This window comes from Gallibacterium genomosp. 3, assembly GCF_001678475.1.
GTDB lineage: Bacteria > Pseudomonadota > Gammaproteobacteria > Enterobacterales > Pasteurellaceae > Gallibacterium > Gallibacterium faecale.
Genome location: NZ_JTJR01000019.1, coordinates 87,953 through 112,115 on the forward strand (window position 1 = coordinate 87,953; position 24,163 = coordinate 112,115).

Annotated in this window: 24 protein-coding genes; 6 read left to right on the plus strand and 18 right to left on the minus strand. The window is 37.1% G+C overall.

Annotation, left to right across the window (positions count from 1 at the left end; translation table 11 throughout):
- Nucleotides 1–13: 13 nt before the first annotated feature.
- The 18 genes from dsbC to QV06_RS05435 form a co-directional block, all read right to left on the minus strand.
- Nucleotides 14–700, minus strand: coding sequence for a bifunctional protein-disulfide isomerase/oxidoreductase DsbC (gene dsbC, locus QV06_RS05350; RefSeq protein ID WP_065237267.1), 687 nt, complete (start codon nt 698–700; stop codon nt 14–16).
- Nucleotides 701–703: 3 nt separating this feature from the next.
- A complete protein-coding gene (rnhB, locus tag QV06_RS05355; RefSeq protein WP_065237268.1) occupies nt 704–1,294 on the minus strand; it encodes a ribonuclease HII in 591 nt (196 codons plus the stop codon).
- Nucleotide 1,295: 1 nt separating this feature from the next.
- Complete coding sequence (gene lpxB, locus QV06_RS05360) at nt 1,296–2,486, minus strand: lipid-A-disaccharide synthase (RefSeq protein WP_065237269.1); 1,191 nt, start codon at nt 2,484–2,486, stop codon at nt 1,296–1,298.
- Nucleotides 2,487–2,567: 81 nt separating this feature from the next.
- Nucleotides 2,568–3,356, minus strand: coding sequence for an acyl-ACP--UDP-N-acetylglucosamine O-acyltransferase (lpxA, locus tag QV06_RS05365; RefSeq protein ID WP_065237270.1), 789 nt, complete (start codon nt 3,354–3,356; stop codon nt 2,568–2,570).
- A gap of 1 nt (nt 3,357) precedes the next feature.
- Nucleotides 3,358–3,813, minus strand: coding sequence for a 3-hydroxyacyl-ACP dehydratase FabZ (fabZ, locus tag QV06_RS05370; protein ID WP_065237271.1), 456 nt, complete (start codon nt 3,811–3,813; stop codon nt 3,358–3,360).
- A gap of 27 nt (nt 3,814–3,840) precedes the next feature.
- A complete protein-coding gene (gene lpxD, locus QV06_RS05375) occupies nt 3,841–4,875 on the minus strand; it encodes a UDP-3-O-(3-hydroxymyristoyl)glucosamine N-acyltransferase (RefSeq protein WP_065237272.1) in 1,035 nt (344 codons plus the stop codon).
- Between the two features lie 15 nt (nt 4,876–4,890).
- Nucleotides 4,891–5,424, minus strand: coding sequence for an OmpH family outer membrane protein (locus QV06_RS05380; protein ID WP_065237273.1), 534 nt, complete (start codon nt 5,422–5,424; stop codon nt 4,891–4,893).
- A 79-nt stretch (nt 5,425–5,503) separates the two neighbouring features.
- Nucleotides 5,504–7,915 carry an outer membrane protein assembly factor BamA gene (gene bamA, locus QV06_RS05385; RefSeq protein ID WP_065237293.1) on the minus strand — a complete coding sequence of 804 codons (2,412 nt, stop codon included), beginning with the start codon at nt 7,913–7,915 and terminating at the stop codon, nt 5,504–5,506.
- 55 nt (nt 7,916–7,970) lie between these two features.
- Nucleotides 7,971–9,311: a sigma E protease regulator RseP gene (gene rseP, locus QV06_RS05390; RefSeq protein WP_065237274.1), complete on the minus strand. Its 1,341-nt coding sequence runs from the start codon at nt 9,309–9,311 to the stop codon at nt 7,971–7,973.
- A gap of 12 nt (nt 9,312–9,323) precedes the next feature.
- Nucleotides 9,324–10,190 (minus strand): CDP-archaeol synthase, encoded by an 867-nt coding sequence (locus QV06_RS05395; protein ID WP_065237275.1) that lies wholly within the window; start codon nt 10,188–10,190, stop codon nt 9,324–9,326.
- 18 nt (nt 10,191–10,208) lie between these two features.
- Entirely contained in the window at nt 10,209–10,928 is a 720-nt protein-coding gene (gene uppS / locus QV06_RS05400; protein WP_065237276.1) for a polyprenyl diphosphate synthase, read from the minus strand.
- Nucleotides 10,929–10,987: 59 nt separating this feature from the next.
- The gene (gene ispC / locus QV06_RS05405; protein WP_065237277.1) at nt 10,988–12,175 is read right to left on the minus strand and encodes a 1-deoxy-D-xylulose-5-phosphate reductoisomerase; all 1,188 of its coding nucleotides are present in this window, start codon (nt 12,173–12,175) and stop codon (nt 10,988–10,990) included.
- Nucleotides 12,176–12,251: 76 nt separating this feature from the next.
- Complete coding sequence (gene frr, locus QV06_RS05410; RefSeq protein ID WP_065237278.1) at nt 12,252–12,809, minus strand: ribosome recycling factor; 558 nt, start codon at nt 12,807–12,809, stop codon at nt 12,252–12,254.
- Between the two features lie 74 nt (nt 12,810–12,883).
- Entirely contained in the window at nt 12,884–13,612 is a 729-nt protein-coding gene (gene pyrH / locus QV06_RS05415; RefSeq protein WP_065233955.1) for a UMP kinase, read from the minus strand.
- A gap of 133 nt (nt 13,613–13,745) precedes the next feature.
- Nucleotides 13,746–14,600: a translation elongation factor Ts gene (gene tsf / locus QV06_RS05420; RefSeq protein WP_065237279.1), complete on the minus strand. Its 855-nt coding sequence runs from the start codon at nt 14,598–14,600 to the stop codon at nt 13,746–13,748.
- 130 nt (nt 14,601–14,730) lie between these two features.
- The gene (gene rpsB, locus QV06_RS05425; RefSeq protein ID WP_065237280.1) at nt 14,731–15,480 is read right to left on the minus strand and encodes a 30S ribosomal protein S2; all 750 of its coding nucleotides are present in this window, start codon (nt 15,478–15,480) and stop codon (nt 14,731–14,733) included.
- A gap of 193 nt (nt 15,481–15,673) precedes the next feature.
- On the minus strand, nt 15,674–17,044 hold the full coding sequence (radA, locus tag QV06_RS05430) for a DNA repair protein RadA (RefSeq protein ID WP_065237281.1): 1,371 nt from the start codon (nt 17,042–17,044) through the stop codon (nt 15,674–15,676).
- Between the two features lie 4 nt (nt 17,045–17,048).
- Entirely contained in the window at nt 17,049–18,101 is a 1,053-nt protein-coding gene (locus QV06_RS05435; RefSeq protein WP_065237282.1) for an inorganic triphosphatase, read from the minus strand.
- A gap of 161 nt (nt 18,102–18,262) precedes the next feature.
- Between QV06_RS05435 and QV06_RS05440 the strand changes: the two genes are divergently transcribed.
- The 6 genes from QV06_RS05440 to QV06_RS05465 all read left to right on the plus strand — a co-directional run bounded on the left by QV06_RS05440 (nt 18,263) and on the right by QV06_RS05465 (nt 24,160).
- Nucleotides 18,263–18,943, plus strand: coding sequence for a TIGR00153 family protein (locus tag QV06_RS05440; RefSeq protein ID WP_065233960.1), 681 nt, complete (start codon nt 18,263–18,265; stop codon nt 18,941–18,943).
- Nucleotides 18,944–18,970: 27 nt separating this feature from the next.
- Nucleotides 18,971–20,230: an inorganic phosphate transporter gene (locus tag QV06_RS05445; RefSeq protein ID WP_065237283.1), complete on the plus strand. Its 1,260-nt coding sequence runs from the start codon at nt 18,971–18,973 to the stop codon at nt 20,228–20,230.
- Between the two features lie 102 nt (nt 20,231–20,332).
- Nucleotides 20,333–20,938 carry a TIGR04211 family SH3 domain-containing protein gene (locus QV06_RS05450; protein ID WP_065237284.1) on the plus strand — a complete coding sequence of 202 codons (606 nt, stop codon included), beginning with the start codon at nt 20,333–20,335 and terminating at the stop codon, nt 20,936–20,938.
- On the plus strand, nt 20,938–22,125 hold the full coding sequence (locus tag QV06_RS05455) for a multifunctional CCA addition/repair protein (protein ID WP_065237285.1): 1,188 nt from the start codon (nt 20,938–20,940) through the stop codon (nt 22,123–22,125). Before QV06_RS05450 ends, QV06_RS05455 begins: the two co-directional genes overlap by 1 nt.
- Before the next feature lie 16 nt (nt 22,126–22,141).
- Nucleotides 22,142–22,897 (plus strand): Nif3-like dinuclear metal center hexameric protein, encoded by a 756-nt coding sequence (locus QV06_RS05460; protein WP_209435882.1) that lies wholly within the window; start codon nt 22,142–22,144, stop codon nt 22,895–22,897.
- A 93-nt stretch (nt 22,898–22,990) separates the two neighbouring features.
- The gene (locus tag QV06_RS05465; protein WP_065237287.1) at nt 22,991–24,160 is read left to right on the plus strand and encodes an amidohydrolase; all 1,170 of its coding nucleotides are present in this window, start codon (nt 22,991–22,993) and stop codon (nt 24,158–24,160) included.
- Nucleotides 24,161–24,163 lie beyond the last annotated feature (3 nt).

The following is a 24,163-nucleotide window of genomic DNA, read 5'->3' on the forward strand; positions in this document are numbered from 1 at the left end:
AATACGAAATAGCTTACAAACTTTGTAATACCTTCAATAATTCTTTTGGTGGCACATATCCGCCTAATAATTCACCATTTGGTAAAATAATACTCGGTGTTCCGTTTACCCCGTATTGCAAACCTAATTGATAATGTTTAGTTACCATTTGTGGTGCATGTAATTCTTTCGGTAAATTGCCTTTTTCAGCTTCATTTAATGCAAATACAGGATCTTTTGCTACCCAAATACTTTCCATCTGTTGAGCAACTTGCCCACCTAACCCTTCTCGTGGAAAGGCTAAATAACGTACAGTAATACCAAGATCGTTATAATCTTTCATTTGCTCATGCAATAAATGGCAGTAGTGACATGTGATATCCATAAACACAGTAACAACATATTTCTCATTTTTTGCAGGATACACAATCATCTGATTAGAAAGTTTTTCAACTTGCTCAAACAGTAATTTATTTGACATATTCACAGCGCCTTTATCCGTAATTTGATAAAGATTACCATATAACACATACTTACCATCTTCTGATACATAAACAATTCCTTTATCAGTCACTGCTGTTTTGATCCCAGCTAGTGGTGAAGACGTAATTTGAATCTCATTTACCCCTAATTTTTTTAATTCTGAGGTAATTTGTGCATCATCGGCTAATGCAGCGGTGGTTGTCATTGCAAGTAATAGAGCTAGAGCACTTTTCTTCATAATTTATCCTTTTATATATTGTTTTACAGGCGCAAAACTTTTGCGGTGTTCTGGCAAAATACCATATTTTGCCAAATTCTCTAGGTGCAAGGCTGTCGGATAGCCTTTATGTTGATCAAAACCATATTCTGGGTATCTTTGATGTAACTCGATCATCTCTTGATCTCGGGCAACTTTCGCCAAAATCGAGGCTGCACTAATCTCAGCAACTAAGCTATCACCTTTAACTACAGCCTGTGCAGCAATCCCCAAATCTTTTGGAATACGATTACCATCAATTAAGACAAAATCTGGCTGAATATGTAATCCTTGTACTGCACGACACATCGCTAACATTGTTGCTTGCAAAATATTAATTTGATCAATTTCATTAGCTTCAGCCCTACCTAAGCTCCAAGCTAAAGCCTTTTCTTTAATCTCTTCCGCTAATATTAAACGTTTCTTTTCTGATAATTTTTTTGAATCAGCTAAACCTTGAATCGGTTTATTTGGATCAAGAATCACTGCCGCCGTAACTACCGCTCCAATCAGTGGACCTCGTCCCACTTCATCCACCCCAGCAATCAGATTAGCAAGAGGATAAATAAATTCCATCTTAAATCCTCGCTTCACTTTCTAATAAAGTAACCACTGCTTCAGCAGCTAATTTATCTGCATCTTGTTGAATTGAACGATGTAAATCCGTAAAAATTTGTCGTAATTGAGCTTTATGTCGCAGATCTTGTTCCTCTTTGGAAAAATAAATCGCTAATTTTGCTGCCAATAACTCTGGCTCACACTGTTCTTGGATCACTTCTGGCACAAGCAGATCATTCGCTAAAATATTCGGTAGTGAAATATAATTTGTTTTCACTAAACGTTTCGCCAGCCAATATGTACTTGCTTTCATTTTATAACCAACAACCATAGGTGATTTACACAACATTGCCTCTAATGCAGCTGTTCCAGATGCAAGTAATGTTGCCTCCGCCGCAATCATTGCCTGTTTCGCATGACCATCAATCAAAATGACCTCTAAATTTGGCGCTACTTGTTGCAAAATCTGTTCAAATTGCTGACGACGTTTCTGATTTGCTAGTGGCACCAATAATTTTATATCAGGATACTGTTGCTGTAACAAAATAGCTGTTTTGATAAACGTTTCTGCTAAGAATGCTACTTCATTATGACGACTTCCCACTAAAATCGCTAAATAACGTTGTGTTGGATCAATCTGTAAAAACTCACAAGCTTCCAAACGATCGGGTTTCAATGGCAACGCATCCGCTAAGGTATGTCCAATAAAACGACAAGGAACTTGGTGTTGATCATAAAAAGTTTTTTCAAACGGCATAAACACCAACATCATATTCACTGCTTGAGCAATTTTGTGAATACGATTTTGACGCCAAGCCCATACTGACGGGCTAACATAATGCAGTGTTTTAATCCCATGCTGTTTCAATTTCAGCTCAACGCCAATATTAAAATCTGGTGCATCAATACCAATAAAAATATCTGGCTTAATATTGATTAAACTCTTAATTAGCGATTGGCGAATTTTAAGTAGGCGAGGAAGATGTTTAATTACTTCAGCTAACCCCATTACGCTAAGCTCTTCTATATCCACTAAGGTTTCACATCCAGCTTGCAACATTTTCACCCCCGCAATACCGATAAATTTTGCTTGAGGGTAACGGATTTTCAATGCATTAATTAACCCTGCACCTAAAATATCACCTGATACTTCTCCAGCCACAATCGCAATTGTCGGTGCATAAGTATTCTCAGAAACAGCTTGTTGCATAATTTTTTCCTCAATAGATATAAAATAAACCGCACTCTATCTCAAACAACAGATAATGAGTGCGGTTTCAATAGCAAATGATTAGCGGATAATACCACGTGTTGAACGTTTAAAGAAATCTAAGAAAAAACTAATTGATGATTCAGTTTCTGCGATTTGTTCGATTTCAGGCATCACTTGTTCCAACGTTTTCTCACTACGATAGATCAATTTATAGACGCTACGAATAACGTGTAATGTTGGTTTATCAAAACCACGACGTTTTAAACCTTCAATATTGATCCCAAATGGGCGCGCATGGTTACCTTGAGCCATAACATAAGGCGGTACATCTTGGCTTACCATTGAACCACCACCTAACATAACGTGAGCTCCAACAATTACAAATTGATGAATAGCTGACATTCCACCAACAATCACAAAATCATCTAATTCAACGTGTCCCGCTAATGTCGCATTATTTGCTAGGATACAGTTATTTTTGATCTGACAGTCATGTGCAATATGTGCATTCACCATAAAGAGATTATTGTCACCAACCTTCGTTGTGCCACCACCCTGTACCGTACCACGATGGATAGTCACGTGTTCACGGATACGATTGTTATTACCTATAACGGTTAATGTTGGTTCACCTTTATATTTAAGATCTTGGTTAACTTCACCAATTGTCGCAAATTGATAAATTTGGTTATTTTCACCAATTTTGGTTTTACCTTTAATCACGATATGTGAATTCAATACAGTATTCGCACCAATTTCTACATCTTTTTCAATGATACAAAATGGTCCAATAACGACATTGGCACCAATAGTTGCCCCTTCTTCAACAATCGATGTTGGATGGATTTTCGCACTTGGATGGATCATCTTAAACTCCTCGTCTAGCACACATTAAATCGGCTTCACAAACTAATTGCCCATCAACGGTCGCAATTCCTTTAAAACGCATCACACCACGTCTTTCACGTTCAAATTCAATTTGCAATATTAATTGATCGCCTGGTAACACAGGTTTCTTAAAGCGTGCATTATCAATTGCAGCAAAATAGTACAACTCATTTGGTGAAAGTTGTGTTGTTTTAAATGCTAAAACGCCGGCTGCTTGTGCTAATGCTTCTAAAATTAATACGCCTGGAAAAATCGGTTTTTGAGGAAAATGTCCTGTAAAACAAGGTTCATTCACACTTACATTTTTTACTGCTTTGATCCATTTACCTTCTTCAAAATCTAACACACGATCAACCAATAAAAATGGGTAACGGTGTGGCAAAAGCTGCATAATTTCGTTAATATCAACTATCCTTGGTTCTCGTTCAATTGTCACTTTGGTTGCCCCTTAATAATATTTATATCATTTGCTAATATTTTTAATTTGTTTTTCTAATTCTTTTACTCGCTTATTCATATCATTAATCCCTAATGTAAGCGCCGCTGTTTTACGCCACTCTTTATTAGGTTGTAATGGAATACCAGAAGAATACACACCTGGCGTAGTAATTGGGCGCATAACCATTCCCATTCCAGTAATAGTTACACCATCGCAAATTTCCATATGTCCATTAATGACACTTGCGCCACCAATTAAGCAATAACGTCCCACATGTAAACTACCCGCCATAATCACACCCCCAGCCACCGCAGTTCCTGTACCGATATGTACGTTATGTGCGATCTGACAAAGATTATCAATAATCACATTATCTTCAATTACTGTCGCATCTAATGCGCCACGATCGATACAAGTGCAAGCACCAATTTCGACATGATTACCAATAATCACTGTTCCTGTTTGTGGAATTTTAATCCATTTTCCACGCTCATTTGCATAGCCAAAGCCATCACTACCAATCACAGCAGAAGATTGAATTAAACAATCTGTACCAATTTCTACTTCATGGTAAACCGAAACATTAGCCCACAATTTTGTTCTAGCACCAATTTTGGCATTTTTACCAATAAAACAACCAGCCCCAATACAAACATCATCACCTAAAACGACTCCATCTTCGATGACTGAATTAGCACCAATACTCACATTCTTACCTAACAGTGCGGTTGCTGAAATGACTGCGCTTTCAGCAATATCTGTTGCTGGTTTCGGTGTCTTATCCATATATTGTGCCAAAATCGCATAAGCAACATAAGGATCTTTCACCACGATCAGATTTTGTTTATCTGAACAATGTGGAAGATCTGCTTCGCTTACTAATAATGCACCCGCCTGACTTTCAGCCAATAGTGGGCGGAATTTAGGATTTGAAATAAATGTTAAATGTTGTGAGGTTGCTCGCTCTAGAGGTGCAATACTTTCTACGAAAATATCGGCGTTACCCTTTAGAGTACCGCCGACTTTTTCCGTCAACTCGCTTAGACGGTATTGTTGCATAATTCCAGCTATTCCTTATTTTTTCGCTGGTTGTGCTGCTGGAACAAGTTTATCCATCACATCTTTAGTGATGTTTTTACCATCAGCTTCAAATACAACTGTTGAAGTATCAAGAACAAGAGAATATTTTCTCTCTTTTGCAATATCATTAATCACTTTCTGAATAGATTCTACAACTTTATTTTCTTCTTCTACTCGGCGTTGGTTAATTTTTTGTTGTAATTCATTGGCTTCTTTATCATAGTCAGCACGTAATTTATTAATTTCATCTTCACGTTTTTTGATGTCTGCTTGACGTAGGTTTTTACCATCTTTTTGTAATTTTTGGATTTTATCTACAATTACTTTCTCTTTTGCACGTAATTGTTCAACAGGTGCTTTAAATTCTTCATCTAATTTCTTTAATGCCTCTTGGTATTCTGGTGCATTTTTAAAAACATATTGAGAATTAATAATAGCAATATTTTCTTCTGCATTTGCAACCGAAGCAAATAATGCACTGCTTGCTAACGCTAAAGTTAATCCTGCAACTTTTAAAGATTTTTTCATAAAAACTCCTAGAGTATATTTATTAATTAAATTGGGTTGTATTAGAGAACTTATTTACAAATAAGTTCTCATAAATTTTTTAGAATGTACCACCAATACTAAATTGGAACTGCTCTACATCATCACCTTCATATTTTTTAATTGGTTTCGCATAAGAGAATACCAATGGTCCAATTGGAGATTGCCATTGAAATGCAATTCCCGCTGAAGCTCTGATCCGACTTGGATTGCTATAATCAGGTAAATCATATTTTGTAGAAAATGATTTATTCCATTGAGTATTCCAAACGCTAGCAGCATCAACAAAGAATGATGTTCTTACGGTTGTTTGATTTTTGTCACTAACAAATGGGGTCGGTACAATCAGTTCAACACTAGTAGTTGCCATTGCATTACCACCAATAATATCTTTACTATCACCTTCTACATAGCACTGAAATTCACTATGAATAGAACCATCTAAACAATTATTCGGTGCATCTTTTGTCAGATAAAAAGCATTTGGTCCAATTGATCCATAAGAAAACCCACGCAATGAACCAATCCCACCAGCAGTATAGTATTGATAGAATGGTAATTTTTTACCACCAAATCCATTCGCATAATTTAAACTTGCTTTACCTGATAATACCCAAGTTTCAGCACGATTTAACGGATAATAGCCTACAATATTCGCATTTAGTTTGTAATATTTATTATCTGAACCTGGAATACTAATACGTCCGCCAATATTGGCTTTAATCCCTTGAGTTGGAAAGAAACCACGATTTAAGCTGTTATATCCCCAACCTAAACTAAAATCAAAATCATGATTAGAGAAACTCCAACTATCTGATCCAATTGATTTTAGATAAAGCGCTCTACTATATTCTGGTTGAATATCTTTCAATTTATTATGCGCATAACCTAATCCCAAGTAGTAAGAGTTATTTTCATCTACTGGGAATCCTAAAGTTGTATCAAGCCCATAAGAAGTTTTGGAGTAAGAGGCTTGACTATTATTTTTTGAGTTATCATATTTTTCATAATAAATATTACCACCAAGGCTTACTCCATCTTTAGTAAAGTATGGCTCGTTATAGCCTAATGCAATACTCATTCCATAGTCATTACGTGTCCCAGATAAACTTGCTGACGCCCCAGTCCCTAAGAAGTTATCTTGTTTTACACTTGCGTTATAACTCAAACCACTTTCTGTACCGTAACCAATACCGAAGTTAATACTTCCTGTATTACGCTCTTTTACTTTATAGATAACATCCATTTGGTCATTAGTGCCTTTCACCATTTCCGTAGAACTATCCACAGTTTCAAAGAAACCTGTACGTTCTAGGCGTAATTTACCTTGTTGAATAGCAGATAAAGAATACAATGCACCTTCTTGTTGACGCATTTCTTGACGTAATGTTTTATCTGCACTCGCATCATTACCTTTGAATAAGATGTTACGTACGTAATAACGGCGTCCTGCATCCACCACATAAGTTAAATTCACTTCATGTTTTTCTTCATTAAATTCAGGCACTAAATTCACTTGTGGTGCAGCATAACTATTGTCACCTAAGATAGCTTTAATCCCATCTTCAACATCTTTCGCATTATCACCATTAAACAATTCACCTACATAAATTTTCTTCAATAATGGTTCCATTTGTGGCATTAATCCCGCAGTATCCCCTACAATACGAACGCCACTTACGGTGTATTGTTCACCTTCAGAAACATCAATGGTAATTGCAATATCTTTTTTATCATCACTGACCTTCGTTTTTACATCAGTAATATTAAATTTTGGATAACCTTTATTTAGATAAAAAGTCTTAATCGCTTGTAGATCATTTTGGAATTTTTGTTGATCTAATTTACTACTTGCAAAGAAATTCCACCAAGAAACATCCGGTTGAACTTCCATTTGATCTAATAATGTATCTTTATCGAATGCTTTATTGCCTGAAAAATTAATCTCTTTCACTAATGCGCGATCACCTTCAGTGATATTTAATTTCACATTAGCTTGATTGCTTGCAACTTGATCAATATCGAAATTAACTTTGGCATTATAAAAACCAATAGAGTGATAATAATTTTCTAATTCAGTTTTAAATGCATCTAACTTTTCACGATTAAGTAAGCTGCCAGCTTTGATATCATTCGCATTGAGGTTATCTTGCAAGGCATCTTTTGGAATCGAATCATTTCCAGAAAACTCTAAGCTATTAATCACCGCTCTTTCAGCAATATAAAGAACTAAAGTATTTCCTTCTCGAGAAGCTTGAACATTAGAAAAGGAACCATTCAGATATAATGCTCGAACAAGATTAGAGATATCTTGATCGGTAATAGTTTGCCCAACTTTGACCGGTAAACGTGCCATAATTGCACTTCTATTCTCTTCTGAAACACCATCTAAGCGAATATCTTTCACGACAAATGGTGCAGCAAACGTTGCGGTACTGCTAAATAATAAACTAGTTAATAAAAGTTTCTTCATATTGTTCAATCCTGTTGTTTTTTCAATAACAGTAAAAGTGAAATTTACTGCCATATTATAAACGCATTATATCATTAAATAACACAAAAACCGTAAGCCATAGCAATAACACCACACCAAGTCGATATGCCATATTCTGTATTTTTTCCGGCACTGGTTTCTTAGTCAAACCTTCAATAAATAAGAACACAAGTTGTCCGCCATCTAATACTGGCAACGGGAAAAGATTCATAATACCTAAATTCACACTAATTAATGCCATAAAGCGTAAAAAATAGGTAAGGCCATTCTCTGATGATATCCCTGCACCTTGTGCAATAGAAATTGGACCACCCAGGCTATTTAGACTCACTTCTCCTGTAAAAAGTTTACCAATAATCTTAATTGTTGCCCAAGAAAGTTGTCCGACCATTTGCCATGAATGAGAAAACGCCGACAATAGATCGTAGCGTTGCATTTCAATATCTTGTAGATTAAGAGAATGTACCACAGGCACTAACCCCACATACGGCTTCCCTTTATCGTTTAATGCTGGTGTTAATGAAATTATTTGCTGCTCACCATTGCGTTCAACTGTAATCACCATAGCTTGTTTTGGATGTTGCTGAATTTGAGTAACAAATTGTTGCCAATCCACTTTCTGACCATCCACGGCAACAATTTTATCGCCAACCATTAAACCACTTCTTTCAGCAGGTGAATTTTCTGATACTTTGGCGATTGTATTGTCAACTTTAGCTCTTTTTGGCTCAATGCCTAACGAGGTAAAAGCAGTTTCATTACTTGGATCAAACTTCCAATCCGATAAGTCAATAGTACGCTGAATGGTTTTATCTGAATCTGTATCTTGCAAACGGAATGCGACTTCCCCCTCTCCCATTTTCGCTGCCAACACCAAATTGACATCTTCCCAGTTGTGGATAGGTTCATTATCAATCGCTGTAATTTGATAGTTAGTTGGTAATGCAGCTTGCGCTGCAAGAGAGTTCTGACGCAAATCAGCAATGATTGGTTTTAAGGTGGGAATGCCGAGTAAATAAACAACCCAAAATGCAAGTAAAGCGAAAATAAAATTAGCTAAAGGTCCAGCAGCATAAATCATAATTCTAGAACGGACTGGCTGGCGATTAAATGCTTTAGCCAATAATTCAGGTGACACGTCTTCATTACGCTCATCTAACATTCTAACGTAGCCACCAAGTGGGAGCATCGAGACCACAAACTCTGTCCCTTGTTTATCAACCTTTCGCCATAACACTTTACCGAAACCAATAGAGAATCGTTGTACCGCTACCCCACATCGCCTTGCTACCCAAAAATGTCCTAGTTCATGCACAAAAACTAAGACAGCGATAACAATAATAAATGAAGCAACAGTCCATAAAAACGAAAACATACTCAATTCCGATCAAGTTAAAATAAAAAAAAATGCACTGAACACCGGTAACGCAGCTGTTAAACTATCAACACGATCTAAAATGCCACCATGTCCTGGAATCAGTTGGCTACTATCTTTGATACCGCAGTGACGTTTCAACATACTCTCGGTTAAATCACCTAAAATAGAAACAACAACAGTTAATACGGAAACAGCGACTAACTCTGCAAAAGATAAGCGAGTTGCTTCATATAATGGAGTAATCGTTAAGAAAATTGCAGCCACAATCACGGTGAGAACAATTCCACCAATAACTCCTTCCCATGTTTTCTTTGGTGAAACTGTTTCCGCAAGTTTATGCTTACCAAACTTTCTTCCTGCAAAATAAGCTCCAGTATCTGCTGTCCATACCAATAAAAATACATACAGTAATAAAGTAATACCTTGATAAGGACTACTATTGTAATGATAAAAACGGAGCGCAAGTAAACTTAAAAAGAAAGGAACTAATGTGAAGAAAGCAAATAAGATTTGAGCAATAGTCGAATTTCCCCAAAAAGCCGTACTTTTCGGATAAGTCATTACCAAAATAAAGGCTACAATCCACCAAATTAAGGATGACACAATTAATAATTCAGACACATTATTTAAAATCTTACCACTAGCGATAAAATCACTATTGGCATAAATAAATAGATATAAAAATGCAGCGGCAATACTTGTAATAATCCAACGTAAAATAGGTTGTTTAATGTTGGCAAATTGTGTCCATTCCCAAACGGCTAGCACAATTAATAATGCACAGGTACAAGCAAATAATAGGGGTGGAAATACAAACAACACAATAAATACTAGGCTAACTAATACCAGTGCTGATAAGATTCGAGCTTGTAACAAAATAAACTCCTATTATGATTATTTAGAAAGTGAGCCAAAACGGCGCTCTCGTTGTTGATAAAAATCTAATGCGTCTTCAAACTCTTTTTCTGAAAAATCAGGCCATAATACTTCAGTAAAATAGATTTCTGCATAGGCTACTTGCCACAATAAAAAATTACTAATTCTCTGTTCACCACTGGTACGGATCAATAAATCAACCATCGGTTGATCCACAGTTGTCAGATACTCTGCAAACTTATTTTCATCTAATTGCTGTAAAGCTAAATGACCAGCTTGTACATCATTACAAATACGTTTAGTCGCTTGTAAAATATCCCAACATCCACCGTAATTGGCAGCAATGTTCAAAGTTAATTGGGTATTATGTTGAGTAAGTTCTTCCGCATAATGGATACGTTTCTGTAAGCTTTCACTAAAGCGAGAAGTATCCCCTAAAATCTTCAAGCGAATATTATTTTTATGTAATTTACTCACCTCAAGATCTAACATTCTCATAAAGAGATCCATTAAAGCATTAACCTCTGACTCAGGTCTTTGCCAATTTTCACTACTAAAGGCATACAGAGTTAAATATTTAATTCCTGTTTGAGCAGCATAATAGACCGCACGTCTTACCGCTTGTGCGCCATTACGGTGTCCAAACACTCTTAACTTGCCTTTTTGTTTTGCCCAACGACCATTACCATCCATAATGATAGCAACGTGTTGTGGGATATTTTCAGGATCTAACGCCATATAATAATTTAAAATAATGTTGCTCACGCCGAGCGACAATATACCACGCAAGCCACCAATTAAAAACTTAAAATCCGATCATTCGCTATTTCTCTGGCGATTTTATCAACGGCTAACACATCTTCTACCGCCGTAATAGCTTGGCTTGGAATTTTTTCTACTACAAAGCGATTTAATTGTGCAATTTGGGTAAAGCTAATTCTGTCATGTAAAAAAGCATCTACAGCCACTTCATTTGCAGCATTCATTGCCGTTGTCGCATATTGCCCTGCTTCAAACGCTTCAATAGCCAATTTAAGATTAGGATAACGTTGAAAATCTGGCGCCATAAACGTTAATTCAGTGATTTTAGTGAAATCTAATGGTGCAACACCAGACATAATCCGCTGTGGATAAGACATTGTTTCTGCAATCGGGGTACGCATATCAGGATTACCCATTTGTGCAATCACGCTTCCATCAATAAAACGCACCATAGAGTGAATAATTGATTGTGGATGAATAATAATTTCCATCTGTTCCGCACTTGCATTAAATAACCAACGTGCCTCAATATATTCCAATCCTTTATTCATCATCGTAGCTGAATCAACAGAAATTTTTGCTCCCATTGACCAGTTAGGGTGAGCTATTGCCTGAACTGGCGTAATACTCTCAAACTCATCTAAAGGTTTTGTTCTAAATGGGCCACCTGAGCCAGTTAGAACAATTTTACTTATACCTAGTCCAGCCAAATCACAAAAACCAATATTTTGTTGTGCTTCTACTGGTAATGATTGAAAAATCGCATTATGTTCACTATCCACAGGTAATAAAGTCGCACCATATTTTTTCACTGCATCTAAAAACACTTGGCCACAAGTTACCAAAGATTCTTTATTTGCTAATAAAATACGTTTACCTGCTTTAATTGCAGATAATGTTGGTAACAATCCAGCTGCACCAACAATGGCTGCCATTACCATATCTACTTTTTCATGGGCTGCTAATTCACAAATCGCTTGTTCACCAGCGACCACCTCTGTTGCACAACCTTGATGCTTCAATTTCTTTGCAACTTGTTTCGCTGCATCGTGATTAGCCATCGCCACAAATACGGGTTCAAATTCTAAACACTGTTTCGTCACTAACTCTACATTGCTATTCGCAACTAAAGCAAAAACTTGATATTGCTTGTTTTGTTTAATTACAGAAAGTGTATTTTGTCCAATAGAACCAGTAGAACCTAAGATAATGATATTTTTCATAATAGTATGTGCGGCTTATATTGAGGGAACAAAAAAATAACTGGCGAACAGGATCGCCAGTTACCAAAAGAAAAAATTAGAAATCCATTAGCTCTTTTTCTTTTTCAGCTAATGCTTCATCAACTTTTTTCACATAAAGATCAGTTAATTTTTGGATCTCTTCTTGCGCTTTACGTTCTTCGTTTTCACTAATTTCTTTATCTTTTAATAGCGCTTTAATCTTATCATTCGCATCACGACGGATATTACGTACCGCAACACGACCTTGCTCTGCTTCACCACGCACAACTTTAGTTAAATCGCGACGACGTTCTTCGGTTAATGGTGGTAATGGAACACGAATAGTTGTTCCCGCAGACGCCGGGTTTAACCCAAGATCAGAAGCCATAATTGCTTTTTCTACTGCTGAGATTAAGCTACGATCAAATACAGTGACTGCTAATGTACGAGCATCTTCAGCAACCACATTTGCCACTTGGCGTAATGGTGTTGCTGCACCATAATACTCGACATGGATACCATCTAATAGGCTTGGATGCGCACGCCCAGTACGAATCTTAGAAATTTGACTTTTTAACGCTTCTACGCTTTTTTCCATACGTTGTTGCGCTTCATCTTTAATTGTTTTAATCACACTATATTCCTTTTTAATTTAACTCGAATAACAACTGCCGCCGAATTTTAACTAATGTAACACTTTTTTTAAATCTATTTTTTATCTGTAATTAAAGTGCCTTCTTTCTCACCTAACACGACGCGACGTAAAGCACCTGGTTTATTCATATTAAACACACGAATTGGCATACCATGGTCACGCGCAAGCGTAAACGCAGCTAAATCCATCACTTTTAACTCTTTTTCTAATACTTCTTGATAAGTTAATTGTGAATATAATTTTGCATTAGGATTAGTCGCTGGATCGCAGTCATAAACCCCATCTACTTTAGTCGCTTTTAAGACAACATCCGCCTCGATTTCGATACCACGTAAACAAGCAGCAGAATCTGTGGTGAAGAATGGGTTACCTGTACCTGCAGAAAAAATCACAACTTGACCTTGTCTTAACAAACGAATCGCTTGTGCCCAGCTATAACTATCACAAACACCATTAAGCGGAAATGCTGACATTAATTTTGCATTGACATCCGCACGATGTAATGAATCACGCATTGCTAAGCCATTCATCACAGTTGCCAACATTCCCATATGGTCACCAACAACACGATTCATCCCAGCTTTCGCCAATTTAGCGCCACGGAATAGATTTCCACCACCTAATACAACAGCAACTTGAACACCTAGTTCTAATAAATCTTTAATCTCTGCTGCCATACGATCCAAAATAGAAGGATCGATCCCAAAGCCTTCTTCACCTTGTAATGCTTCACCACTTAGTTTAAGTAAAATACGGTTATATACTGGTTTTAATTGACTCATCTGATTTTCCTTCTTTTGTTGTTGTGAAAATATAAGCAAATAATTTACCTAGCTTCCTTCACCTGGTGAAATACTTGGTTATATTTTCAGCTTATAAAAAAAGCGAGTTTCCTCGCTTTTTTTCACTTAGCTATTAAGCAGAAGTTTTTGACATTGCTGCAACTTCAGCTGCAAAGTCTGCTTCAACTTTCTCGATACCTTCACCAACTTCTAAACGGATGAAGTTAACAACTGTTGCACCTTTTTCTTTTAATAAATCACCAACAGTTTTTGATGGATCCATTACAAACGGTTGACCAGTTAAAGAAACTTCACCAGTGAATTTCTTCATACGGCCTTCAACCATTTTTTCTGCAATTTCACGTGGTTTACCAGATTGCATTGCAATATCCACTTGGATTTGACGTTCGTGAGCAACAACTTCTGCTGGAACATCAGATGGATTTACATATTCTGGGCGGCTTGCTGCAATGTGCATTGCAACGTGTTTCATTAATTCTTCATCAGCATTTTCTGCTGCAACTAATACACCAATTTTCGCTCCGTGTAAGTATGAACCTACTGCTGCACCATTGATTGCTGCAACACGGCGGATATTCATATTTTCACCGATTTTTGCAACTAATGCTGCACGTTCATCTTCAAAGTGAGCTTTTAATACTTCGATATCAGTGACTTTATTTTCTAATGCATAATCAGCAACTTTGTTTGCTAATCCTAAGAAACCTGCATCTTTTGCAACGAAGTCAGTTTCACAGTTCATTTCAACAGCAACACCGTAACCGTCTTGAATACGTACGATGATAACACCTTCTGCTGCTACACGACCTGCTTTTTTAGCTGCTTTCGCTTGACCTGATTTACGCATATTGTCAATTGCTAATTCGATGTCGCCATTAGCTTCAACAAGTGCTTTCTTGCACTCCATCATACCTGCGCCAGTACGTTCACGAAGTTCTTTTACTAATGATGCTGTAATTTCAGCCATTTTTAAATCCTCTTTCTGTGTCAAATAAGACCACATTTTATATAAAACAGGGAACCCTAATGAGTCCCCTGCTAACCAATGAGTTTACTGTGGTTAATAAGGGATTTAACCTTATTAGATCCCAATAAGATTATTCTGCTTTAGCTTCCGCTTCTGCTGCTAATTGTTCAAAAGCTTCTTCTGCAACTGCACCTTGAGCTTGTGCTTTACCTTCTTTAACAGCGTCTGCTGCTGCAGTTAAGTAAAGTTGGATTGCTCTTACTGCGTCATCGTTACCAGGAATCACATAATCAACGCCATCTGGATCAGAGTTAGTATCAACAATTGCAAACACAGGAATACCAAGATTATTTGCTTCTTTGATTGCGATATGTTCGTGATCAGCTGCAATAACAAATAATGCATCTGGTAAACCGCCCATATCTTTGATACCGCCAAGACTTAACTCTAATTTTTCCATCTCACGAGTACGCATTAACGCTTCTTTTTTGGTTAATTTATCAAAAGTACCGTCTTGAGATTGAGTTTCTAAATCTTTTAAGCGTTTGATTGATTGACGAACTGTTTTCCAGTTAGTCAACATACCACCTAACCAACGGTGGTTAACATAGTATTGTTGGCAATCTAATGCTGCTGCTTGTACTGGATCAGTTGCGGCACGTTTTGTACCAACGAAAAGAATTTTACCGTTATTTGTTGCAATACGTTTTAATTCTTCTAACGCTGCATTAAACATAGGTAAAGTTTTTTCTAAGTTGATGATATGAACGCCATTACGTGGTCCGAAAATGAATGGTTTCATTTTTGGGTTCCAGTAACGAGTTTGGTGACCGAAATGAACGCCAGCTTGTAGCATTTCACGCATTGTAACTTGTGCCATAATTTTTTCCTTATTTAATTGGGGTTTAGCCTCCACATACCCCTAGACAATCGACCGTTTGGCACCCCGATTGTTAGTATAGATATGTGTGTGAAATAATAAATTTGCCTTTCAAAAATTTTACGACAAAAAGGCGGTGCGTTTTATACCATAAAACGTACTAAAAACCAATGCTTATCGAGAAATATTTTCTTTAAAAGCCATCTAATACTTGCAGGGCATCACTCAATTTCTTCACTACAAAAACTTGCATATTATCGATAGGATTTTTTGGTCGATTCGCATAAGGCACTATCGCACGACGAAAGCCATGCTTTGCCGCCTCACTAATTCGTTCTTGACCACTTGGCACTGGACGAATTTCACCTGCCAAGCCAACTTCACCAAACACCACCAAATCTCGTGGTAGCGCACGATTACGAAAACTAGAAATTAATGCAAGCAATAAAGCTAAGTCCGCACTGGTTTCACTGACTTTTACCCCACCAACCACATTCACGAAAATATCTTGATCCGCCATTTGTAAGCCACCATGACGATGTAAAACTGCCAATAACAGCGCTACTCGGTTATGATCTAACCCCACAGCAACCCGTCTTGGATTAGCTAACATAGAATGATCCACTAATGCCTGAATCTCAACTAACAGCGGTCTTGTTCCTTCCCATAATACAACTACTGAGCTACCCGGCGTTTGTTCTTCACCTCGACTTAAAAAGATTGCAGAAGGATTTTTCACCTCTTTTAATCCTTGCTCAGTCATACCAAACACCCCTAACTCATTTACCGCACCAAAACGATTTTTCTGACTGCGCAATGTACGAAAACGGGAATCCGCTTCCCCCTCTAATAAAATAGAACAGTCAATACAGTGTTCTAATACTTTCGGTCCAGCTAAAGTTCCATCTTTCGTTACATGCCCCACCATAATAATCGCCACTTGTTTAGTCTTCGCATAACGTGTGAGAAAAGAGGCACATTCACGTACCTGAGCTACACTCCCTGGTGAGGATTGAATATCGGCTAAATGCATGACTTGAATTGAGTCAATTACCATAATTTTTGGCTGTAATTGATCTGCGTGCAGACAAATTTGTTCTACTGACGTTTCCGATAAAACCTGTAAATTCTCTGTCGGCAGATTTAAGCGTTTAGCTCGCATCGCCACCTGTTGTAATGATTCTTCACCTGTTACATATAACGTTGGCATTTGTTGTGCTAAACCACACATCACTTGCAGCAATAAGGTACTTTTCCCTGCACCTGGATGCCCACCAATCAGAATCGCACTCCCCGGCACAATCCCACCGCCTAATACACGATCTAATTCATTAAACCCGCTGCCAAAACAAGGTAATTCTGACAAGCTAATTTCCGATAATTTTTGAACCTTACTCCCACTCGCTCCCGCATAACCACTAAAGCGATCATTTTTGGTCGGTGTTGTTGCTAGTCTAACTTCTGTAATGGTATTCCATGCCTGACAAGCACTACACTGCCCTTGCCAACGCGCATATTCCGCTCCACAATCATTACATACATATGCTGTTTTTACTTTTGCCATAATCTTATTTCAAGGTAAGTTTTAATAAATTCATTATTATTTGTAGATATTTGCCACGAGAAGTTAATTCAAAGAGTTGATCTATTGCTTTGTGGTGATCTTGTTGCTCCACATGACGAGCAATAATTTGGCGAAGTTGTTGATAAAACAGTTGATTTACCTCTTGTAATTCGCTGACTAATTCCGCTCGTTCACTTGACTGTTCACCTAATTGATTAAACAACGCAGTTTCATTGCAATAGCATTGGTAAAGATTAAAGAACAAGCCAATTAATTCTATTACAGCAAAAGCCTCTTGTGCTAATTCACCTGAAAGTGATTTATCTAACCGTTTTAACAAACGTAACTCAAATTGTAATAAAGCTTCTAACTGCTCTGCTGCTGATGAAAATTTAGTTTCTAAAAGATGACGCCAATCATCAATAGATACTGATTGATATGTTTTACCCAATCCAGCAAGTTGGTAGCCTCGTTCCGCTTTGCTCTCTTGCCCAATCCGCATACCATCTAAAAATAACAAATTCTGCACAAAATTTAATACATCTGTGATCTCACCTGATTTCAGTTCAATCTCAATTTCACTAATGGGCGCTTGTTGCTGATTGGCTTCAATTTTGCCTTGATCAATCGCAATTTCTAATTGCGCGCCTTTTCCAGTTTCTAATACATAGTATTCACGCTGAAAATTGGTACTAAAAATTGGCTGTAAAGTTGCTTGTAAGGTTTGATAATCTTGCGCAAGTTGTAATTCAGGATATTGTGAAAATAGCGTTAGATTAGGCGTAGGTTTGGTTAATGTCACATTATATTCTGGTCGAATATGTAAGCCACCTTGCTCCTTTCCTGCAGTTTTTAAGGTCATCGTATAGGTATCATTCTCCATTCTTACTCGTAACCCCATCTTTCGAGTTGAGAAAAAATAATCCTGCGTATCAAAATAGCTATTTTGACTAAAAACTTGTTGCTGCTTAATTAATTTAAAATGGCTGAGTTCTTGCTTTATGCTATTAATAACATCTTGATTTACTGATAATTTTAGTTCTATTTCTGGTGACATTTTTGTTTTCTCATCGCTAACTCTCAAAGAAAGTTACTTTAGCAAATTTTTTGGTAACTGCCTAAAATTAAATCTTGTAACTGCAAAAAGGTCTATTGTAAAATTCGCGCCAGCTTTATATTTGAAAATTTGCTTACAAACTCACAATTAAGGAGATGTTTATGGCAATAAATAACATTCTTGGTCTATTTGCCCAATCCCCTCTTAAACCTCTACAAAAGCACTCAACAAAAGTTAATGAAGCTTGTGCAATGTTAATCCCATTTTTTGAAGCTTGCTATGCAGATGATTGGGAAACTGCACAACAATTACGCAATAAAATTTCTGAATTAGAAAAACAAGCAGATTCATTAAAACGTGAAATTCGTTTAAAACTTCCTCGTGGCTTATTTATGCCAGTAGAACGTACCGATTTATTAGAATTAGTGACACAATTAGACAAACTTGCTAATTATGCGAAAGATATTTCAGGTCGTGTCATTGGTCGCCAATTAAAAGTACCAGAACAAATTCAAACTGAATTCTTAGCTTATGTACGCCGTAGCTTAGATTCTAGTGACCAAGCTCGCCGTGTCATTGATGAAATGGATCAATTACTTGAAACTGGATTTAGAGGACGTGAAGTAAATTTTGTTAACGATATGATCAATGAACTCGATAAAATCGAAGATGATACTGATCATATGCAGATCTTATTACGTCGTAAGCTATTAGAATTAGAAGATTCTTACAATCCAATTGATATGGTTTTCTTATATAAAATTATTGAATGGGTAGGCGTATTAGCCGATCAAGCACAACGTGTAGGCTCACGTATTGAATTAATGCTAGCTCGTTCTTAATGACCATTTTCAATATGAGGATTATTTATGGAAACCTTATCTCATTATAGCACTCTGCTGGTGATTCTAACTGCAATCTTTGGTTTTTTAATGGCATTTGGAATTGGCGCAAATGACGTTTCAAATGCGATGGGAACTTCAGTTGGTTCAAAAGCTATTACACCTCGCCAAGCTATTATCATTGCAATTATTTTTGAAGGGGCAGGTGCTTATCTTGCTGGTGGAGAAGTTGCTGAAACAATTAAAGGTGGAATTATTGATCCAACTTTATTTATTCATCAACCTGAAGTTTTAGTATTAGGAATGATGGGATCCTTACTTTCTGCTGGTTTTTGGCTAGTTTTTGCTTCTCGTGTGGGCTGGCCTGTTTCTACGACACATACTATTATCGGTGCTATTGTCGGTTTTGCTTGTGTTACTGTAGGAAGTGACGCAGTTGAATGGAGTAGCTTATCTGGTATTTTTGGTAGCTGGATTATCACGCCTTTTATTGCAGGTATCATTGCCTACCTAATCTTTAGCAGTACACAAAAATTAATTTTTGACACTGATACACCTCTAAATAATGCAAAACGTTTTGCTCCTTTTTACATGGGACTAACTATTTTTATTATTTCTTTAGTTACCATAAAAAAAGGACTTAAACATATCGGCTTACATCTCACTAATGGAGAAACATTTATAATTTCTCTTACCTTAAGCGTTATTGCAATTATCGGTTGCTTTATTTATTTACGCAGTCAATCTTTTGAGAAAAAAGCCACTGCAGGATTTGGTGCCGTAGAAAAAGTTTTTCGTATGTTAATGCTACTCACCGCTTGCTCAATGGCATTCGCACATGGTTCAAATGATGTTGCAAATGCAATTGGCCCATTATCAGCAGTCGTTTCTATTATTGAACATGGCGGTGTAATCGCTGGGAAAACCACAATGGCTTGGTGGGTATTACCATTAGGTGCATTAGGAATTATCGCTGGTCTTGCTGTTATGGGACAAAAAGTTATGGAAACTATTGGAACAGGGATTACAGACTTAACACCAAGCCGTGGCTTCGCAGCTCAGTTTGCTACTGCGACTACCGTAATTCTCGCTTCTGGTACAGGTTTACCAATTTCCACTACACAAACATTGGTAGGTGCTGTATTAGGAGTTGGTTTTGCGCGTGGTATTGCTGCACTGAATCTAACAGTTATTCGTAATATTATCTCTTCTTGGGTTATTACGTTACCTGCGGGTGCGGTATTCTCAATTATTATTTTCTATACCCTTAAAGCTGTGTTATTGTAAAATACATATCCAATTCACTAGGTGTGGAACCTCCACATCTAGTGATAAATCTTCCTATCTTGTTTAAAAACAGTAATCATCAAATAATTAAAGTACAAAGTTATGAAAAAATTTTCTCGCCTTTTAGGGATTTTCTCTACCCTTGTCATTGTTAGCCAATGTGCCTTTGCACAAACTCAGTATGTTTCAGAAAATTTAAGTACCTATTTAAGAAAAGGTGCTGGAGATCAATTCAAAATTGTTGGCACCATTAAATCAGGTGAAGCCGTTACTGTGTTAGAACAAAAAGATAAATACACTCAAATTCGAGATAGCCGTAATCGTGAAGGTTGGCTATTAACCAGTGAATTAAGCAATACACCAAGCAGCAAAGAACAAGTTCCAACATTACAGAAAAAAATTGATGAATTGACTTTAAAACTTAATCAAATCAATAACGACTGGCAGCAACGTACTAACGAAATGCAACGCCGTACGCAACAAGCAGAAAAGCAAAGTAGTGAACTGCTTGAACAAAATTCACAACTCAATCGCCAGCTTGATATTCTGAAAAATAAAAATAAAGACCTAGAAGCGATGCTTGACTCAGAAAAGCGCGGCATTATTATTCGTTGGTTTATTTATGGCGGTTCAGTGTTAGCAGCAGGATTAATTCTTGGTTTAATTATTCCGGTCTTAATTCCTAGACGCCGTAGAGATCGTTGGTAATGGTACAACAACCAGAAATCTATTTAGTCGGTGGTGCGGTTCGCGACCGTTTACTTGGTTTACCAGTGAAAGATAAAGATTGGTTGATTGTCCACGCAACACCTGACTTATTACAAACACAAGGTTTTTTACAAGTCGGTAAAGATTTTCCTGTTTTTTTGCACCCTCATAGCAAAGAGGAATACGCACTTGCACGTACAGAACGAAAAACAGGTAAAGGTTATACTGGCTTCTATTGTGATTTCTCCCCAGAAATTACACTGGAACAAGATCTGATTCGACGTGATCTCACTATCAACGCAATAGCTGAAGATCTACAAGGTAATCTGTATGACCCTTATCACGGTATTCAGGATTTACACCAAAAAAAATTACGTCATATTTCCCCAGCCTTTAGTGAAGATCCATTAAGAGTTTTACGTGTAGCACGCTTTGCTGCACGTTTTTATGATTTAGGTTTTACGATTGCAGCAGAAACCTTAGCTTTAATGAAAACTATGGTGGCTAGTGGTGAATTACAGACCTTAACGCCTGAACGAGTTTGGCTAGAAACAGAAAAAGCCCTGAATTGTGTACATCCAGAAATCTATTTCTATGTTTTACAACAGATCGGGGCACTGAGGCTTTTATTTGCCGAGTTACAACCTCTTTTTCAAGTTCAAAATCTGCCACTAGAACAAGCACTTGCTCGTTTAAATACACTCACAGCTTCCGCAGACATTCCTATTTCAGAACAACTTACCGCACGTTTTGCCTTATTCACAGTAATGTTATCGTTGCCTATCACAGACTCGTTTTCTGAACAAAACCTTACTGCATATCAACAGCAGATTAAACAATTATGTCAGCGTTATCGCATACCCACAACCTACCAAGAAAGTGCTGTCTTAGCGTTACAATTTGTAATGCCGTTTGCACAAACTTACACACTTTCTGCTGCACAAATTATCGACTTATTCGATCAACTTGATTGTTGGAGAAAATCACAACGATTAGCGCATTTATGTCTGATTTATCGTGCGGTATTGCCTGATTTTAGTTTAGAACAGCAACAACAGTGGCAACAATGGTATCAAAACGCCAAAGCGGTTGATGTTCAGCAAATTATTGCTGCTGGCTTTCGTCAGCAACAAATTAAACAACAACTTTATCAACGCCGAGTATTAGCAATCTCTACTGCAAATTAAAGGATAAAATATAATGATCAATCATCTTGAACTTGAACAAGTGCTTAATCAGTTACTAGATAGCGACAAAATTAATGATTATGCGCCTAACGGTTTACAAGTTGAAGGTAAACCACAGATTCAAAAAATTGTTACTGGAGTAACTGCATCTCAAGCATTACTAGATTATGCAGTGAGCGTAAACGCTGATGCGATTATTGTGCATCATGGTTATTTCTGGAAGAGTGAAAATCCTTGTATTCGTGGTATGAAAGGAAAACGCATTCAAACATTATTAAAAAATGAGATTAATCTATACGCCTATCATCTTCCATTAGATATGCACCCAACCTTAGGTAATAATGCTCAACTTGCTAAATTACTAGGGATTACTGAACTCTTTCCTTTAGAAGATACACCTAATTCCATTCCAATGTGGGGAAATCTGCCACAAGCTATATCAGGGGCTGAATTTGCACAACGGATTAATCAAGTATTACATCGTACCTGCTTACATTGTGCGAATGATGTTAACCAACCAATTCGTAAAATTGGCCTTTGTACAGGCGGTGGACAAGGCTACATTGATCTTGCTGCTAGCAAAGGTTGTGATGCGTTTATTTCTGGTGAAATTTCAGAACAAACCGTACATTCCGCACGAGAACAAAATATTCAATTTTTTGCCGCCGGCCATCACGCGACTGAACGCTATGGCATTAAGGCATTATCTACTTGGTTAGCAGAGAATTACCCATTAGATGTAGAATTTAAAGATATTGATAATCCAGCGTAATTAAGCTTAGCTAATTAACTTATTAATAAAATTAATTTTACATATTTTTCACATAAATATAACCTCCTAATAAATCACTTATTAGGAGGTTATATGTCTAAATCTTTAATTTTTGATGAAATCTCAACTTGGCAAGCTGAAGCAACACAGTTACGCCATCGCTTACACCAATTTCCAGAAATTGGTTTTAATGAAATCAATACACAGAAATTAATCATTGAACAACTAACCTCATATGATGTTGATGAGATCAATACTCAATTTGCTAAAACTGGGGTTGTCGCCGTTATCCAAGGTAATCAAAGTGGGCCAGCTATTGGTTTACGTGCTGATATTGATGCCTTACCTATCACTGAACAAAATCACTTTGAACATAAATCTAACAACGGCAATAAAATGCACGCTTGTGGGCATGATGGACATACCACTATGTTACTTATGGCAGCAAAATATCTTTGTTTGCATAGAAATTTCCCAGGAAAAGCGATTCTCTTTTTTCAACCTGCTGAAGAAGGATTAGGCGGGGCCCAAACAATGATCTCTGATGGCGTTCTATTACATTATCCGATAGAAGCTGTCTATGCATTACATAACATGCCCCATTTAGATGTTGGTGAATTTGGCTTTCGTACAGGCAGTATTATGGCAAGTTCCGATCGTTTTTATATTCGAATTCAAGGAAAAGGTGGACATGCTGCTATCCCGCATTTAACCCAAGATCCCATGTTGGTAGCCAGTACAATTTATCAAGCAATCCAAGGTTTTACTGCAAGATCATTTGATCCTCTACAACCTGTGGTCATTTCTGTGACCCAAATGCAATGCGGTGAGGCATCAAATGTTATTGCTGACGAAGCCAATATTGTCGGTACATTCAGGACACATAGCGATAGTATTCGTAATCAAGTCATCAATGGTTTAGAAAGAATTGTGAAAAATGTTGCCCAAGCATTTGATATGCAAGCAGAGTTTAAACTAGGTACCATTAGTCATCCACCAACAGTAAACCATAATACTGAAGTTGATATTGCAATTAATGCGGCAAAACGCGTTTCTTCTAAAGTTATCACTGATGTTGCCCCTTTAATGGGGAGTGAAGATTTTGCCTTCTTTCTGAAGGCTGTCAAAGGCTGTTACGGTTTCTTAGGTAATGGTAAACACAGCGCTTCATTACATAATCCACACTATGATTTTAATGATGAAATTATTCCTTATGGTGCAGCTTATTTCGTCGAAGTTATTCACTCTTATCGCAAGGAGTAAATT